The sequence below is a fragment of the Curtobacterium sp. PvP017 genome, assembly GCF_054060195.1.
This window is the reverse complement of sequence record NZ_JBSSCY010000001.1, coordinates 156,998-172,355: the sequence shown is the minus strand read 5'-3', so window position 1 is coordinate 172,355 and position 15,358 is coordinate 156,998. Positions and strand designations below refer to the sequence as shown.

14 protein-coding genes are annotated in these 15,358 nt (G+C 71.2%); 9 read left to right on the top strand and 5 right to left on the bottom strand.

Features of this window, described 5'->3' with window-relative positions:
• Positions 1–93 precede the first annotated feature (93 nt).
• From ACVKXF_RS00835 to ACVKXF_RS00825, 3 genes are all read left to right on the top strand, one after another.
• Positions 94–423 (top strand): hypothetical protein, encoded by a 330-nt coding sequence (locus ACVKXF_RS00835; protein WP_123310335.1) that lies wholly within the window; start codon positions 94–96, stop codon positions 421–423.
• Between the two features lie 120 nt (positions 424–543).
• The gene (locus tag ACVKXF_RS00830; RefSeq protein ID WP_123310333.1) at positions 544–873 is read left to right on the top strand and encodes a hypothetical protein; all 330 of its coding nucleotides are present in this window, start codon (positions 544–546) and stop codon (positions 871–873) included.
• A 270-nt stretch (positions 874–1,143) separates the two neighbouring features.
• Entirely contained in the window at positions 1,144–6,642 is a 5,499-nt protein-coding gene (locus tag ACVKXF_RS00825; protein ID WP_456794549.1) for an Ig-like domain-containing protein, read from the top strand.
• Between the two features lie 114 nt (positions 6,643–6,756).
• On the opposite strand, the gene ACVKXF_RS00820 is transcribed toward ACVKXF_RS00825, so the two are convergent.
• Both ACVKXF_RS00820 and ACVKXF_RS00815 read right to left on the bottom strand, forming a co-directional pair.
• Positions 6,757–7,497 carry an SOS response-associated peptidase gene (locus ACVKXF_RS00820; RefSeq protein WP_456794548.1) on the bottom strand — a complete coding sequence of 247 codons (741 nt, stop codon included), beginning with the start codon at positions 7,495–7,497 and terminating at the stop codon, positions 6,757–6,759.
• Positions 7,498–7,666: 169 nt separating this feature from the next.
• Positions 7,667–8,353 (bottom strand): hypothetical protein, encoded by a 687-nt coding sequence (locus ACVKXF_RS00815; protein ID WP_456794547.1) that lies wholly within the window; start codon positions 8,351–8,353, stop codon positions 7,667–7,669.
• A 223-nt stretch (positions 8,354–8,576) separates the two neighbouring features.
• Here ACVKXF_RS00815 and ACVKXF_RS00810 point away from each other — a divergent pair, with 223 nt between their 5' ends.
• Genes ACVKXF_RS00810 through ACVKXF_RS00800 form a run of 3 tightly spaced genes read left to right on the top strand, consistent with a single transcriptional unit; the run spans position 8,577 to position 10,386 of the window.
• Positions 8,577–9,002, top strand: coding sequence for an organic hydroperoxide resistance protein (locus tag ACVKXF_RS00810; protein WP_123310325.1), 426 nt, complete (start codon positions 8,577–8,579; stop codon positions 9,000–9,002).
• Positions 9,003–9,011: 9 nt separating this feature from the next.
• Positions 9,012–9,398, top strand: a complete 387-nt coding sequence (locus ACVKXF_RS00805; RefSeq protein ID WP_456794546.1) for a YchJ family protein — start codon at positions 9,012–9,014, stop codon at positions 9,396–9,398.
• A 34-nt stretch (positions 9,399–9,432) separates the two neighbouring features.
• Entirely contained in the window at positions 9,433–10,386 is a 954-nt protein-coding gene (locus ACVKXF_RS00800) for an SDR family NAD(P)-dependent oxidoreductase (protein WP_456794545.1), read from the top strand.
• A 20-nt stretch (positions 10,387–10,406) separates the two neighbouring features.
• Here the strand turns inward: ACVKXF_RS00800 and ACVKXF_RS00795 are convergent, their stop codons facing one another.
• Positions 10,407–11,273 (bottom strand): shikimate dehydrogenase family protein, encoded by an 867-nt coding sequence (locus tag ACVKXF_RS00795; protein ID WP_456794544.1) that lies wholly within the window; start codon positions 11,271–11,273, stop codon positions 10,407–10,409.
• Positions 11,274–11,331: 58 nt separating this feature from the next.
• Between ACVKXF_RS00795 and ACVKXF_RS00790 the strand changes: the two genes are divergently transcribed.
• Complete coding sequence (locus ACVKXF_RS00790) at positions 11,332–12,336, top strand: iron-siderophore ABC transporter substrate-binding protein (RefSeq protein WP_456794543.1); 1,005 nt, start codon at positions 11,332–11,334, stop codon at positions 12,334–12,336.
• A gap of 109 nt (positions 12,337–12,445) precedes the next feature.
• On the opposite strand, the gene ACVKXF_RS00785 is transcribed toward ACVKXF_RS00790, so the two are convergent.
• Complete coding sequence (locus tag ACVKXF_RS00785; RefSeq protein WP_123310317.1) at positions 12,446–12,850, bottom strand: DUF1304 domain-containing protein; 405 nt, start codon at positions 12,848–12,850, stop codon at positions 12,446–12,448.
• A gap of 60 nt (positions 12,851–12,910) precedes the next feature.
• Between ACVKXF_RS00785 and ACVKXF_RS00780 the strand changes: the two genes are divergently transcribed.
• Together ACVKXF_RS00780 and ACVKXF_RS00775 are read left to right on the top strand one after the other, a co-directional pair.
• A complete protein-coding gene (locus tag ACVKXF_RS00780; RefSeq protein WP_111085595.1) occupies positions 12,911–13,234 on the top strand; it encodes a chorismate mutase in 324 nt (107 codons plus the stop codon).
• Complete coding sequence (locus tag ACVKXF_RS00775) at positions 13,231–14,328, top strand: lactonase family protein (RefSeq protein WP_456794542.1); 1,098 nt, start codon at positions 13,231–13,233, stop codon at positions 14,326–14,328. The genes ACVKXF_RS00780 and ACVKXF_RS00775 overlap by 4 nt, the downstream gene beginning before the upstream one ends.
• Positions 14,329–14,431: 103 nt before the next feature.
• On the opposite strand, the gene ACVKXF_RS00770 is transcribed toward ACVKXF_RS00775, so the two are convergent.
• On the bottom strand, positions 14,432–15,352 hold the full coding sequence (locus ACVKXF_RS00770) for a 2-hydroxyacid dehydrogenase (RefSeq protein ID WP_456794541.1): 921 nt from the start codon (positions 15,350–15,352) through the stop codon (positions 14,432–14,434).
• Between the last annotated feature and the right edge of the window lie 6 nt (positions 15,353–15,358).

Sequence of the window (15,358 nt, the reverse complement as noted above, 5' to 3'; positions counted from 1 at the left end):
CGTGAATCGACGGGCCTCGCTGGCGGTTCGGGTCGTGGTTCTCGTAGCGTTCTGGTGTCAGCAGATGTACCCCGGATCGTGAAGGAGAGCGACATGACCACCATCGTCAACAACCAGACGCAGGCCGAGGTCACCCTCGACACTGACACGGTCGACACCATCGCGATCCTCGAAGCCGCCGCAGCGACCTCGACCCGTCCGACCCGCGCCAAGGTCACCTGGGTGCAGGAAGACCAGGGCGAGTGGATCGCCGGCTACGGCGGGTACTTCGGCGGCAGCGTCGACAAGCGCGACGGCCGGTTCGTCGCCTCGGACACCTTCGGCCTCGTCGTCGGTGAGTTCGCCACGCTCGAAGAAGCGCAGACCAAGCTCGAGGACCAGCTCCACGTGATGCTCCCGTCGGTCATCCGACCGGTCGAGTAGGCGCCACCGGCGCTGGCGCCACCGCACCGCCGGCTCCGTCAGCGCCGGCACCACCCAGCACCATCGGCGTCCGCGACGCCCGCAGCACCAGTACGCAGCACAGCCCGAAGGAGCACGACCATGAGCATGACCACCGATCACCCCCAGCAGGCCGAAGTGACGCTGGACACCCGGACGATCGAGGTCATCGCCGAGATCGAGGCGCAGGTCGTCGCCGACACGGCGCCCGAGCGCGTCCGCATCAGCTGGGCGCAGCCCGACACCGGGCTCTGGGTCGCCAACTACGGCGGCTACTACGGCGGCACCGTCGACCGCCAGGGCACGCACTTCTTCGTCGCCGACACGTTCGGCGAGTACGTGGGGGACTTCCGGTCCCTCGACGAGGCGAAGACACGTCTCGCCGAGCGGCTGCACGTGCTGCTGCCCGACGTGATCCGGCAGGCTGTCTGACGCGCTGAGCCCCGCGAACCCCGAAACCCCACCGGATCCGGTGGGGGTTTCGTGTGCCCCGAGCGGGTGACGCGGGCCTGAGGGGCGGCTACCCCCACAATGAGTGGTCCCCCCTATTGGGGACCCGTTCCGTCCCCACTTCGGTATCGAGACCTGCCAGTATCGACCCGGCGCCACCGACCGTTCTCCCTGAACCGACGGCCGTGGATCAGGCGCCCGCATCGTCTCGACCCGAAAGTGATCATGCTGCCTGCTTCCCAGGGCACCGCTGTGCCTCGACGCCGTCTCGGCGTCCGAACCGTCGCCATGTTCGGCGCCGCGCTGCTCGCCGGCGTCGGCCTGACGCAGGCAGTCGCCGCCGACCCGGCCGCCGCCGCGGGCGCACTCTCCTGCGACCAGAACACCCTGTACGGGATCAGCACGTCGGCGAACCAGGCCACGGCGAACCAGCTCGCGTCGATCGACGCCACGACGGGTGCCGTCACCAAGGTGACGACGATGGCCCCTGCCGACAACGGACTCGCGTTGGCACGCAACGGCGTCGCGGCGTACGCGGCCGTGAACGGCGGCAACACGATCGCGTCGTACGACGCCGTGAACGGCGCAGCGTTGCCGGACGTGACGAACGCCGACTCGACCGGCAACCACCAGATCCTGCGCGGTGCGATCAACCCCGCGACGGGCATCTACTACTACGCGAGCGGTGAGACTCCGGCCTACCTCGGCGCGTACAACACGAAGACCGGCACGAAGATCGGCAAGGTCGGCACGATCGGCGGCCTGCTCGCCGAGAAGAACGGCGACATGGCGTTCAGCACACGAGGCTTGCTCTTCGTCGTGACCGGGAACGAGATCCGCCGCGTCGACACCGAGACGATCCCCACGACCGCCGTCAACGCAGCGCTCACGACCTCCAAGGTGGCGACGCTGCCCATCGACGCCGCGGACGCTGGCAGCCCCGGCATCGCGTTCTCGTCCGACGGGTACCTGTTCGCGTCCGTCGGATCGACCATGTACAAGATCGACCCGGGTTCCGGCGCCCTGGTGAAGTCGTTCCCGATCGCCGGCAACTGGACGCCCAGCGACCTGGCCTCCTGCAACTACGCGAACACGCTCGCGGCCCAGACGAACGTCGACAAGCGCTGGGCCTCCGGCGACCAGTTCGCCCTCGCCGTCACCGGCGGCGGTGTGACCAGCGGCAACACCGCGACCACCAAGGGCACCGCGAACGGCGACCAGCTCCAGAAGGCCGGAGCCGTCCTGTCCACCCCGAACAAGCGGTACACGGCGACGCAGACCGCGGCCGGCACCACGGACCTGGCGAACTACTCCACCAAGTGGAAGGCCGTGAACCTCAACACCGACCAGGTCGTCGCCTTCGGTGACGGCAACACGGCTGCGTTCGACTTCCCGTCGGCGACGTCCGCCGACGGCACCGACATCGTCGTGACCTTCACCAACACGATGCAGGCCGTGCACGTCACCACCACGTCGGACACTGCCTCGACCCCGAACGGCACGAAGCTCACGGTGCCGACGAAGGGCGTCCTGGCGAACGACAGCGGCACCGGCCTGTCCGTCGTGTCGAACACCACACCGGCCCACGGCACGGCGACGGTGAGCCCCGACGGCTCGTACACGTACACCCCGGCCGACGGCTTCTCCGGCACGGACACCTTCCAGTACACGGCGAAGGACTCCTCCGGTCAGACGTCGACCAGCACGGTGACGATCACCGTCGCCCCGGCGGGCACCGACGACTCGTTCAGCGTGCACGCCGGGCAGACCGCCACCGCGGACGCGAAGACGGGTCTGCTCGCGAACGACTACGGCACAGGCCTGACGGTCACGGGCAACACGAAGCCGGCCCACGGTGACCTGACCGTCGAGCAGGACGGTTCGTACTCGTACACCCCGACCGCCGGTTACTCCGGCCCGGACTCCTTCACCTACACGGCGAAGGACGGTGACGGCGCGACGATCACCGGCACGGTCACCATCACGGTGCTGCCGACGGCGGTCGCCGACACCGTCACCGCGACGGCGGGCTCGCCGACCAAGGGAAGCGGAAGCGGAAGCGGCACCGGCACCGGCACCCCCGGCACCGGCACCCCCGGCACCGCCCCCGGCCTGCTCGCCAACGACCTCGGCTCGGACCTGACCGTGACGGGCAGCACCAAGCCCGCCCACGGTGACGTCGTCGTCGCGAAGGACGGCAGCTACACGTACACCCCGACCACCGGCTACTCCGGCTCGGACTCCTTCACGTACACCGTCACCGACGGCAACGGGGGGACCGACACCGTCACCGTGACCGTGCAGGTCGCCCCGCTCGCGAAGGACGACACCGTCCGCGTCGCCGCCGGCACCACGTACACCGCCGGCACCCGCGCCACCGGCGTCCTCGGCAACGACCTCGGCACCGGCCTCACCGTCTCGTCGAACACGAAGCCCGCCCACGGCGAGCTCACCCTCGACACGGCGACCGGGGCCATCACCTACACGCCGGCCGACGGTTTCTCGGGCACGGACTCGTTCCGCTACACGGCGACGGACACCGCCGGTGCGCCGACCACCGCCACGGTGACCATCACGGTCAACCCGACGATCGCGAACGACGCCACGACGACCGACGCCGGAACCCCGGTGAACGTCGACGTGCAGCACAACGACCGCGGCTCGGACCTGGTCACCACGATCGTCACCGGTCCGGCGAACGGCACCGCCGTGGTGGCCGAGGACGGCACCGTCGACTACACGCCGACCGCTGGCTTCTCCGGCACCGACTCGTTCACCTACACGGTGACCGACGGCTCGAAGGTCACCACTGGCCCGGCGACGGTCACCGTCACGGTCAAGCCGGTCGCGAACGGCGACACCGTGTCGACGAAGTCCGGCGAGGCGATGACCATCGCACCCGCGACGCTGACGAAGAACGACGCGGGCACCGGCCTGACCGTCACCGACGCGGCTGCCGTGCCGGACGCCGACGGCACCACGCACGGCGACGTCACGATCGACCCGGCCACCGGCACGATCACGTACACGCCGAAGCCCGGGTTCTCCGGCACCGACACCGTCACGTACACGGTGCGGGACGGCTCCGGCCAGACCACGACCGGCACGATCACGGTGGTCGTCGGCCCGAAGGCGGCTGCCGACACCGCGACCGCCACAGCCGGCTCGCCCCTGACCGTGGGCGGGGACGGGGACGACCGCGCGGGCGTGCTCGCCAACGACGCGGGCACGAAGCTCACCGCAACGGTCGACGAGGAGCCGACGAACGGTGACCTCGAGCTGGCGGCGGACGGGTCGTACACGTACACCCCGGAGGACGGCTTCTCGGGCACGGACACCTTCACGTACACGGCGAAGGACCCCTCCGGCGGGACGACCACGGGCGTCGTGACCATCACGGTCACGCCCGGCACCGAACCCGACGAGATCACGGTCAAGGCAGGCGGCAGCACGACGGTCACCTCGGCCGACCTGACCGGCAACGACCACGGCACCGGGCTGTCCGTGCTCGACATCCCCGTCGACGCGAGCGGCGAGCACGGCACCGCGACCCGCAACGAGGACGGCACCGTCACGTACACGCCGAAGCCGGGCTTCTCGGGCACCGACGAGTTCACGTACACGGTCACCGACCGCAACGGCCTCACGAACACCGGCACGGTCTCCGTCACCGTCACCCCCGTCACGGCGGGCGGCTCGACCACGGCCGACGCCGACGGCACGACCACGGTCCCGGCCGACAAGGGCGTGCTCGACGGCGCGACCGGCACCGACCTGCAGGTCACCGACAACACCAAGCCGTCGCACGGTGACGTCGTCGTCGACAAGGACGGCGGCTACACCTACACGCCCAAGCCCGGGTACTCCGGTCCGGACTCGTTCGACTACACCGTCACCGACGGCGCCGGGGGCACCACCACGGGCACCGTGACGATCGTCGTCGCCCCGAAGGCCGTCGCCGACACCGCGACCACCACCGCCTCGACCCCGGTCGACGTCGTGGTCACGGGCAACGACTCCGGCACGAAGCTCGCCGTCACCGCGGTGACCGAGCCCGGGCACGGCGCCGCGGCGATCACCGGGACCGGCACCGTCACCTACACGCCGACCGACGGCTTCTCCGGCACGGACACCTTCACCTACACGGTGACCGACCCGACCGGCGGCACCGCGAAGGCGACCGTCACCGTGACGGTCACACCCGTCGCGGTCGCAGACGCCCTGCACACCACCGCCGGCAGGGCACTGCCGATCACCGGGACCACCCTGACGGGCAACGACCACGGCACCACGCTCACGGTCACCGGCCACGGTCCCGCCGCGCACGGCGCCGTGACCGAGGGCACCGAGCCCGGATCGCTCGTCTACACGCCGAAGAAGGGCTTCTCCGGCACGGACACCTTCACCTACACCGTCACCGACGGCTCCGGTCAGACCACGACGGCGTCCGTGACGGTCCTCGTCGGCATCGCCGCCGTCGACCAGTGGCACACCATGCCGACCAACCAGGTGATGCGCGCGTCCACCGCCACCGGCGTCCTCGTCGGTGACTCCGGTTCCGGCCTGTGGGCATCGATGGAGACGAAGCCGCAGCACGGGCGACTCGCGCTGGCGAAGAACGGGTCGTACGTCTACACGCCGCCGGCGGACTGGTCCGGCCGTGACTGGTTCACCTACGCGGCGAACGACGCCGAGGGACACACCGCCCTCGCGCTCGTCGTCATCGACGTCACCCCGACGGCAGTGGACGACAAGGCCGCCACGACGGCGGGCAAGCCGGTCACCGTCGCGGGCCCCGGCGTGCTCGGCAACGACCACGGCACCGACCTGACGGTCGTGACCTCCGGCACGGCGAAGCACGGCACGGTCTCGGTCGCCGCGGACGGCACGTTCGTCTACACCCCGGCGAAGGGCTTCTCCGGCACCGACACCGTGACCTACCGGGCGCAGGACGCCTCCGGTCAGCGGGTCGACGCCACCGTCACCGTCACCGTCGGCATCGACGCGACGAAGGACGCCGGTCACACCTTCGCCGGCACCCCGGTCACGCGTGACGCCGCCCACGGTCTGCTCGCGAACGACCAGGGCACCGGCCTCACCGCCGCCCTGGACCGGAAGCCGGCCCACGGCACGGTGACCGTCCAGCGCACCGGTGCGTACGTCTACACCCCGGCCGACGGCTTCACCGGCACGGACACCTTCACCTACACGGTGACGGACGGCTCGGGGCAGACCACCACCGCCACCGCGACGATGACGGTCGTCGCCGCCGCGGTCGCGACGGACGACTCCGCCACCGGGATCGTCGGTCACGAGGTCACGATCGACCCGCTCGACAACGACTCCGGCACCGGCGGCGCCGCCTTCGAGACGGCGACGCTGCACCTGATCGACCCGAAGACGGGCAAGCCCGTCGACACGGTGGTCGTCGACGGCGAGGGCACCTGGACCGTCGGTCACGGACAGGTCGTCTTCACCCCGGCAGCGGGTCACACCGGCACCCTGTTCGTCGGCTACACCGTCACCGACACCGAGGGCCAGACCGTCACGGCGACCATCACGGTCACCTACCCGACGGGCGTCGCCGCCGCGGTCCACGTCGCGGAGCTCGCGTTCACCGGCACCACCGGCCTGGTCGGCCTGGGCCTCGGAGCGCTCGCCCTGATCCTGGCCGGTGTCCTGCTCTCGATGCGTCGGCGCACCGCCGACGAAGCAGCGGCGCCGGGCATCCGACGCAGCGCGCGTCCGTAACACCGGGATCGACCGGGAGGCCCGGATCACGTCAGCCGACAGGCGCACGTGATCCGGGCCTCCCGTCTTCCTGCCCCGGTCGCGTGCGCGCCCGGCCGCGCGTCGACCCGCCGGCTACGCCACGGGTTCGATGAGCTGCGGACCGTCGTTCTTCACGCTGTTCACGGTGCGCGCGACCTCGTACTGTTCCAGGCCTGCCGCGACCGCCAGCGACTCGTGGTCGAGGAGCGCCAGCAGGTCGTCGGTGCCGAGCCCGCCGGCGTCGCCGCGCAGCCAGTCGTCGTAGCCGTCGGGCGTGAGGAACGCCGGCATGCGGTCGTGCACCTCGCCCGGGGCCACGTGGGCGTCCCGCGTGATGATCGCCAGCGACAACCGCCACTTGTCCGGGTCGCCCTCGGGCTTCGTCGGGTCGGGCCAGGCGCTCACGATCCCGGCCATCGCCAGGGCACCGCCGGGTTCGTGGACGAAGTGCGGTTCCTTGCCGTCCTCGCGCACGACCCACTCGTAGTAGCCCTGCGCGGGCACGATGCACCGGTTCGTCGCGAAGGCCCGCTTGAACATGCCGCTCGTCGCGACCGTCTCGATGCGGGCGTTGATCGGCTTCGGGCGTTGCTTCTGGAAGTCCTTCGCCCAGCTCGGCACGAAGCCCCAGCTGATCTGCGGCAGCTCTCGTTCGCCGTGCCGCTGGCGGACGGCGTACACGGGGTCGGTCGGGGCCACGTTCCAGCTCGGAGCGAGGCCGGCGTGCACCTCGCCGGTGTCCTCGTCGACGTGCTCGGTCCGGGCCGCGAGCTCACCCATGAGCTCGGGCAACAGATCAGCCGTGGTGTCGGAGACGACGAACCTTCCACACATGCGCCCAGTGTGCCCGTCGCCGCCGACAGTCGCGCGGGCGGTGCTGTTCCCGTGCCCCGTATCCCCGCTTCGTGAGCAGAAATGGTCGGGTCCCGTCACGCCACCCGACCATTTCTGCTCACGAAGTCGGGCCGGCGGGGACCTCGAGAGGCTGCGCGGCGAACACGGCTCAGTCGCCCGGCAGCGAGAGCTTGCTGCCCTTCGGTGTGCCGGGCCGGCCGCGGGCGGGCGGAGTCGGCGGGACGGGCGGGAGGGCCTGGGCCTCGACGCGGAGCTGCTCCTGACGGCCGAGGGTGCGGATGCCCCCGATGGCGGTGACGGCACCGCTCGCCGGGATGAGGATCCAGACCGCGGAGAGCCCGATGATGTCGTCGTTCGTCGAGATCGTCAAGACGTTGAGCAGCACGGTCGCGAGGAACGCGAGCGCCCACCCTCCCAGCAGCAGGTACCCGCGGAACGCTGCCCGGACCAGCAGGTCGCGGGTCTCGGGCATCCTGTCCAGGACGGCGTCACGGTGCTTCGGGTCGAGCGGGGGAGGACTGCGCCGGTAGTAGCGGGCGATGGCCTCTTGGGTGCGCCAGCCGATGCCCGGGATCGGCGGGACGTTCCAACCCTTCGGTCCGATCGGTACGAAGCACGCGCCGATGAGTCCGATGCCGGAGGCGAACAGCACTGCCACCACGATCGCAGCGGCGACGGGGACGGAGCCGTCGTCGAAGATCAGTCCGAGAATGACGAGTCCCGCCAGTGCGACGACGGCCACGATCCCGCCGACGAGCACGATGCGACGGCGGCGCTGCACGCTGACGAGAGCGGGCAGCCGCTCCCGGTACACCTGCCACCCGATCCCGAACACGTGTCATGTCTACCCGCGCGCGACGCGGAGTGGCTCGGCCGGTCGGTACTTCGTGAGCAGAAATGGTCGAGTGCGCCCGCGCGACCCGACCATTTCTGCTCACGAAGTGCGCCGCCGGGCACCCCCCGGACACGCCCGGCGGCACCGGCGTGCGCGGCCGCCCGGTCCCGGTACCCCGGGCACGCGCAGCACACGTCCAGGTAGTCGCGATGACCTCGGCTCCATGAGTCTCGACATCGTCTACACCGCAGCCGCCCACGCCACCGGAGGCGGCCGCGACGGGCACGTCCGCAGCGAGGACGACCGGCTCGACCTGGACACCCGCCCGCCCAAGGAGATGGGTGGCAGCGGCGAGGGCACCAACCCCGAGCAGCTGTTCGCCGCCGGGTACGCCGCGTGCTTCCTCGGCGCCCTGCACGCTGCGGGCAAGGAGCTCGACCTCGACACCACCGGTGCCGAGGTCTCCGCCGAGGTCGGCATCGGCGGCACCGGCAACGGCGCCTTCGGCCTGGCGGTCGAGCTCGACGTCTACGCCCCGGCCGCGCCGCAGGAGCAGCGCCAGCGCCTGGCCGAGCGTGCGCACGAGATCTGCCCGTACTCGAACGCCACCCGCGGCAACATCACCGTCACGCTGTCGATCGTCGACTAGCGTTCCGGCGTGGTCACCGACGAGACGCGCTGCCCCTGCCTGAGCGGCAACCCCTACGGCGAGTGCTGCGGCCCCCTGCACGGCGGCGCGGCCGCGCCGACCGCGGAGCGCCTGATGCGCTCCCGCTTCAGCGCGTTCGCACTGGGCCTGCCCGAGTACCTGCTGCTCACCTGGCACCCGCGCACCCGACCGGCGGGTCTCCAGTTGGACCCGTCCCAGCGCTGGACCCGGTTGGACGTCTTGACGACGACCTCGGGAGGCCCGTTCGACTCCCGGGGCACGGTCGCGTTCCGCGCGTGGTGGCGTTCCGACGACGAGCGCGGCACTCTCGAGGAGACGAGCGAGTTCGTCCGCGAGCAGGGACGATGGTTCTACGTGGACGGGGTCGTCGCCTGACGGCTCCGCACCGCGCCAGCTGACAGGAGTCGACATGCCCGAACGCGACCTCACCCGCTTCGGCGACCGGACCACGGCTGCCGAGGTCGTCGACGGCCTCGACCTGACGGGGCGCACGGCGATCGTCACCGGTGCTGCGTCCGGCATCGGTGTGGAGACCGCCCGAGCACTCGCCGGAGCCGGGGCACGCGTGACGCTCGCCGTGCGGGACGTCGACGCCGGCCGACGGGTGGCGGACGACATCGCCCGGACGACGGGGGCGGACGCACCGGCCGTCGTCGAGCTGCACCTGGACCGCCCGGCCTCCGTCGAGGCCTTCACCGCAGCGTGGTCGGGGCCGCTCGACGTGCTCGTCGCCAACGCGGGCATCATGGACGCGCCCGAGTCGTACACGCCCGCCGGGTGGGAGTCGCAGTTCGCGACGAACCACCTCGGGCACTTCGCCCTCGCGCTCGGGCTGCACGACGCACTGGCCGCCTCGGGTTCGGCACGGATCGTCTCGGTGTCGTCGAGCGGACACGGCGGTTCGCCGGTCGTGTTCGACGACCTGTTCTTCCGCCGACGTCGCTACGAGCCCGGGCTCGCGTACGGGCAGTCGAAGACCGCCAACGTGCTGTTCGCCGTCGCTGCCGGCCGACGGTGGGCCGCCGACGGCATCACCGCGAACGCCCTGATGCCCGGCGGGATCTGGACCGGGCTGCAGAAGCACTGGGACCCGGAGGTCCTGGCGGCCACGAAGATCGCCGCGGCCGACGCGGTGAAGTCCCCGGAGCAGGGAGCCGCGACCTCGGTCCTGCTCGCCACCGCACCCGAACTCGACGGGGTCACTGGTCGCTACTTCGAGGACTGCCACGAAGCAGCGGTGGTGGAGCGGATCGAGGACGGCCTGCACGGCGTGCTGCCCTGGGCGCTCGACCCGAACCAGGCCGACCGGCTGTGGGACGTGTCCGTCGCCTTGCTCGACGCCGAGGCGCGGTCCCGCGGCTGACCGCGGGGCGCCGGCGTCGGCTAGCTGCTGATGACGGCGGGCAGGCCGACGGCGGTGCGCATCGAACGGCGAACGGCGGCCTCGTCGGGGAGGAGTTCGTCCTCGTCACCGGTCAGGAAGAAACGGATCTGCCCGATGGCCTGCTCGGTGAGCATGTCGAGGCCGTTCAGCACCCTGCCGCCGGCATCGGCCCAGCGCGACGCGGCGGCGGTCGGCCACGGCTCGTAGGCGACGTCGAACAGCACGGCGTCCGACCCCGACGGCACCAGCTCGAGCGGGTCGGCCGCGCCGCCGGGCAGCGTCGACAGGACGAACCCGTGGCGGGTGCCGGGCAGGTCGGTGAGCGGCAGGACCTCGAGCGAGACGCCGAGCCGCACGGCCAGCTCCACGAGCGCGCCGGCCTTCGCGGTGTCGCGCAGGAACACCCGCACGAGCGACGCCCCGAGCCGCACCGCCGCCGTGAGGGCGCTCGCCGCGGTCGCCCCGCCACCGAGGATCGTCGCCTCGCCGGGCAGGTGTCCGAGGGCCTCGACCGGGCGGACGAGTCCCTGGACGTCGGTGTTGGCGCCCGCGCGGACGACGGCGGACCCCTCGCGTCGGAACGCGACCGTGTTCGCGACCCCGAGCTCGTCGACGAGCGGGGTCGTGCGGTCCAGGAGCGGCAGCACCTCGCGCTTGAGCGGCATCGTGAGACTCAGCCCGCGCCACTCGGGACCCAGCCCCGCGACGAACGCGTCGAGCCCGCCGGACGCGACCTCGTGCCTCCCGTACGACCACCCCAGCCCGAGTGCGGCGTAGGCCGCTTCGTGGAGCGTGGGGGAGAGCGAATGCGCGATGGGGGAGCCGAGCACCGCGAGGCGCGTGCGGTCTGGATCTGGGGCGGCCACGATCACCCAGCCTATCCAGCTGATTTCCTGTACGCCCCGTTAGGTTAGGCTACCCTTCGTGATCCGCTCATCCCTTCGTCTCCGACGTGTCCTCGCCGCTGCGGCTGCCGTCGTCGCAGCCTCCCTCGTCCTCGCCGGCTGTGCCTCCGGCTCCGGTTCGTCCGAGTCGTCCTCGGCGTCGTCGTCCGACGGTGCCTTCCCGGTGTCCATCACCACGGCACTCGGCACCACGACGATCGACTCGCAGCCCAAGCGCGTCGTCGCACTCGGCTGGGGCGACGCCGAGACGGCCCTCGAACTCGGCGTGCAGCCGGTCGGTGCGAGCGACTGGCTCGCCTTCGGTGGCGACGGCGTCGGCCCGTGGCTCAAGGACGCCTACACGAAGTCGCCGAAGATCATCCAGACGCTCGAGCCCAGCTACGAGGACATCCTCAAGCTGAACCCGGACCTGATCCTCGACGTGAAGTCGTCGGGTGACAAGGACCGCTACGACAAGCTGTCCGCGATCGCGCCGACCGTCGCGATCCCGAAGGGCGGCGAGAACTACCTCGCCTCGACCGAGCAGCAGACCACGATGATCGCGAAGGCACTCGGCAAGGAGTCCGAGGGCAAGAAGCTGCTCTCCGACCTCGACGACGCCTACGCCGCGGCCCGCAAGGCCCACCCGGACTTCGAGGGCAAGTCCGCCGTCGTCGGCGCGTACAGCTCCGAGGGCTTCGGCGCGTACGCCTCCACCGACAGCCGCTCGTCGTTCATGAAGAACCTCGGGTTCACGATCCCGTCGGCCATCGACAAGGAGGCCGGCAAGGCGTTCTCCGTCACGCTGTCCGACGAGAACCTCGACCTGCTCGACGCGGACCTGACCCTGGTGCTGCCGATCTACGTCGACGCGTCGAAGGCCGAGTCGGACCCGCTGTTCCAGAAGGTGCCGTCGGTCGAGGCCGGCCACTACATCGTGTTCGACGACAAAGACGTGTCGTCGGCGTTCTCGATGGGCACGACCGCTGCGATCGAGTGGGCGCTCGACAAGCTGCCCGCGCAGTTCGAGGACAAGCTCGGCTGACCTGGACTGACCTGTCCTCCACCGCGAAAGCGACAGGGTGCCGCCGATGTTCGGCGGCACCCTGTCGCTTTCGCGGGGTGTTCGGGGCTGACGGTGTGGTCGGAACGACTCAGACCGGGAAGCTCGAGCCGAGCAGCGCGAACAGCAGGGCGATCAGGGGGAGCGTGCCCTGTTTGAACGCCGAGTTGAGGTACTTGCGGCCGGAGCCGACCAGGATCACCGCGGCGCCGAGCATGCTCGCGGTCGAGAACACCACGAGGGTCCAGCCGGTCACGGTGTTGCCCGCGAGCACCAGCACGACACCGAGGATCGCCCCGATCGCCAGGAACAGGTTGTAGAACCCCTGGTTGAACGCGAGGGAGCGGGTCGCGTCGGCCTCGGTCTCGGACGCGATGCCGAACACCTTGCGGGCGCGTGGACTCGTCCAGATGATGGATTCGAGGAACCAGATGTACACGTGGACGAGGCCAGCGAGGACCGCACACACGCCCGAGATCACGAGCAAGACCGACATGTGCTCATTCTCGCAGGCGTCGGCAGGGTTCGGCTGCGCGTCCGCCAGTAGGCTCGGGGCATGAGCGACGACGTCACCCCGCCCGAGCCCGAAGCGACGGCCGTCGCCGAACTCCGGAGCATTCGGCAGAGCATCGACAACATCGACGCCGCCGTCATCCACATGCTCGCCGAGCGCTTCAAGTACACGCAGCGGGTGGGGCACCTGAAGGCCGAATCGGGCATGCCCGCCGCGGACCCGGACCGCGAACAGGTCCAGGTCGCACGGCTCCGGAGCCTCGCCGCCGAGGCGCACCTCGACCCCGCCTTCGCCGAGAAGTTCCTCAACTTCATCGTCGCCGAGGTCATCCACCACCACGAGCGCATCGCCGGACGCGACGAATGAGCGTCGACCTGCCGACCCTCCTCGTCGGTTCCTACACGGCCACCGGTGGCGGGAACGCGACCGGTATCTCCCTGGTCGACGGCGGCGCTGCCCGCGCGGGCGCTCGTACCGTCGCGGTGCTCGACGATCCCTCGTTCCTCGCCGTTTCGGGCGACCGTGTCTACGCCGTGTCCGAGACGAACGAGGGCGGCGTCTCCGCCTTCCGGCTGCAGAACGGCGCGCTCGAACACCTGTGGGACGCCTCCGCCGGCGGTGACGCCCCGTGCCACGTGCGGGTCGACCCGTCCGGGGCGCTCGTCGTCACCAACTACGTCTCCGGCACGGTGACCGCCATCTCGCTCGCGGCGGCCGAGTCGTTCTCCGCCTCGGTGCTCGCGAGCGACGGCGTCGTCCTGCCCGCCGACGGCGTGCACGGACAGACCGACCGGCTCGCCGTCCCCGCCTCCGCGATCGCGGTCGCGACGCTCCCCGCCGGCACCGGCCCGGTGCAGGACCGGCAGGACGCGCCGCACGCCCACCAGTCCGTGGCGACGCCGGACGGCACCGTGCTCGTCGCGGACCTCGGCGGCGACGCGCTGCACGAGTTCCGCGTGGCCGTGTCGGCCGATGGCGTTCCCACGATCGAGCCGTTGCGCGTGCACCACGTGGCGGCCGGTGTCGGTCCGCGGCACCTGGCCTGGTACGCAGGCGACCTGTTCGTCGCCGGTGAGCTCGACGGCGCGGTCCACCGACTCCGCCGCGATGAGTCCGGATCACTCGTCACGATCGCCTCGACCCCGACGTTCGAGGGAGCGGTGGGGGAGTCGCTCCTCAGCCACATCGAGGTCGACGACGCCGGACTCGTGACCGTCGCCGTCCGTGGCCGCGACCGGATCGTGGTGCTCGACGCTGCCGACGGTGGGCTCGCGCTCATCGGGTCCGCGTCGTGCGGCGGCGCCTGGCCACGGCACTTCGCCCGGGTGCCCGGGTACGTGCTCGTCGCCAACGAACGGTCGGACGCCATCGCCGTGCTGCCGGTCGGTACGGACGGCGTGCCGGGCGAGGCCGTCGAGCAGATCGCCGTCGGCACCCCGGCCTGCATCGTCACGCTCTGAGCGCCCGAGCGCCCGAGCGCCTGAGCGCCTGAGCGCCTGAGCGTCTGAGCGTCTGACGGCTGCGTGCGGTTGCCTGCCCGACGCCGGTTCGGCGCGGGCGGGTCTAGCGCTCGATCAGGTTCTCGAACGGGCGACCGTCGGCCAGCGCGGCGACCTGTCGGCGCATCAGTTCGATCGACCGTGGGACGCTCAGGTCGGTGTTGCCCCCGACGTGCGGCGTCAGCACCGTGTTCGGGGTCGTCCACAGCGGGTGGCCGTCCGTGAGGGGCTCCGGGTCGGTGACGTCGAGTGCCGCGAACAGCCGCTCGGACTGCAGCTCCGCCACGAGTGCATCGGTGTCGACGACCTTGCCGCGGGCGACGTTCACCACCAGGGCGCCGTCGGGGAGGGCAGCCAGGAGCTCGGCGTCGACCAGCCGTTCGGTCTCGTCCGTCAGCGGCGCGATGAGCACCAGGACATCCGTCGTCGGCGCCAGTTCCAGCAGCTCATCGAACGCGTGCACGTGGCGGCCGTCCTGCTCGCGAGCGGTGCGCGCCACCACCGTGACCTCGGTGCGGAACGCCTGGAAGCGGGTGGCGATCCCGGAGCCGATCGCGCCGTACCCGACGACCGTGACCCGGCGGTCGGCCAGCGAGCGGGTCTCCCGGGCGTCCCAGACGCCGTTCGCGCGGTCGGCCTGGAACGCCGAGATCTCCCGCAGCGAGGTCAGCGCCAACCCGACGGCGAGCTCGGCGGTCTCGTCGTCGTGGATGCCCCGACCGTTCGCCAGCTGGGCGTGACCGGGCACGTGCGGCACCGCGTGCTCGTAGCCGGCGCTCGGGAGCTGCAGGAGCTCGAGCGCCGGCAGGTCGTGCACGAACTGCCAGCGGTGCCGTCCACCGAAGTAGAACGGCAGGAACGTGATGGCGACGTCGTCCGGGCGACCGTACGGCGCCTCGACGTCCCACACGTCCAGCTCGATGCCGTCCGGCACGGGGCCGAACCGGTCGACGAGTTCCGCGAAGGGCAGGGTGACGATGGGCACGCGGTG

Coding starts and splice junctions, on each gene's coding strand:
- ACVKXF_RS00835 (WP_123310335.1), top strand. CDS start 94: ATGACCACCATCGTCAACAACCAGACGCAGGCCGAGGTCACCCTCGAC.
- ACVKXF_RS00820 (WP_456794548.1), bottom strand. CDS start 7,497: ATGTGTGGAAGGTTCGTCGTCTCCGACACCACGGCTGATCTGTTGCCC.
- ACVKXF_RS00810 (WP_123310325.1), top strand. CDS start 8,577: ATGAGTCTCGACATCGTCTACACCGCAGCCGCCCACGCCACCGGAGGC.
- ACVKXF_RS00780 (WP_111085595.1), top strand. CDS start 12,911: ATGAGCGACGACGTCACCCCGCCCGAGCCCGAAGCGACGGCCGTCGCC.
- ACVKXF_RS00775 (WP_456794542.1), top strand. CDS start 13,231: ATGAGCGTCGACCTGCCGACCCTCCTCGTCGGTTCCTACACGGCCACC.
- ACVKXF_RS00800 (WP_456794545.1), top strand. CDS start 9,433: ATGCCCGAACGCGACCTCACCCGCTTCGGCGACCGGACCACGGCTGCC.
- ACVKXF_RS00785 (WP_123310317.1), bottom strand. CDS start 12,850: ATGTCGGTCTTGCTCGTGATCTCGGGCGTGTGTGCGGTCCTCGCTGGC.
- ACVKXF_RS00830 (WP_123310333.1), top strand. CDS start 544: ATGAGCATGACCACCGATCACCCCCAGCAGGCCGAAGTGACGCTGGAC.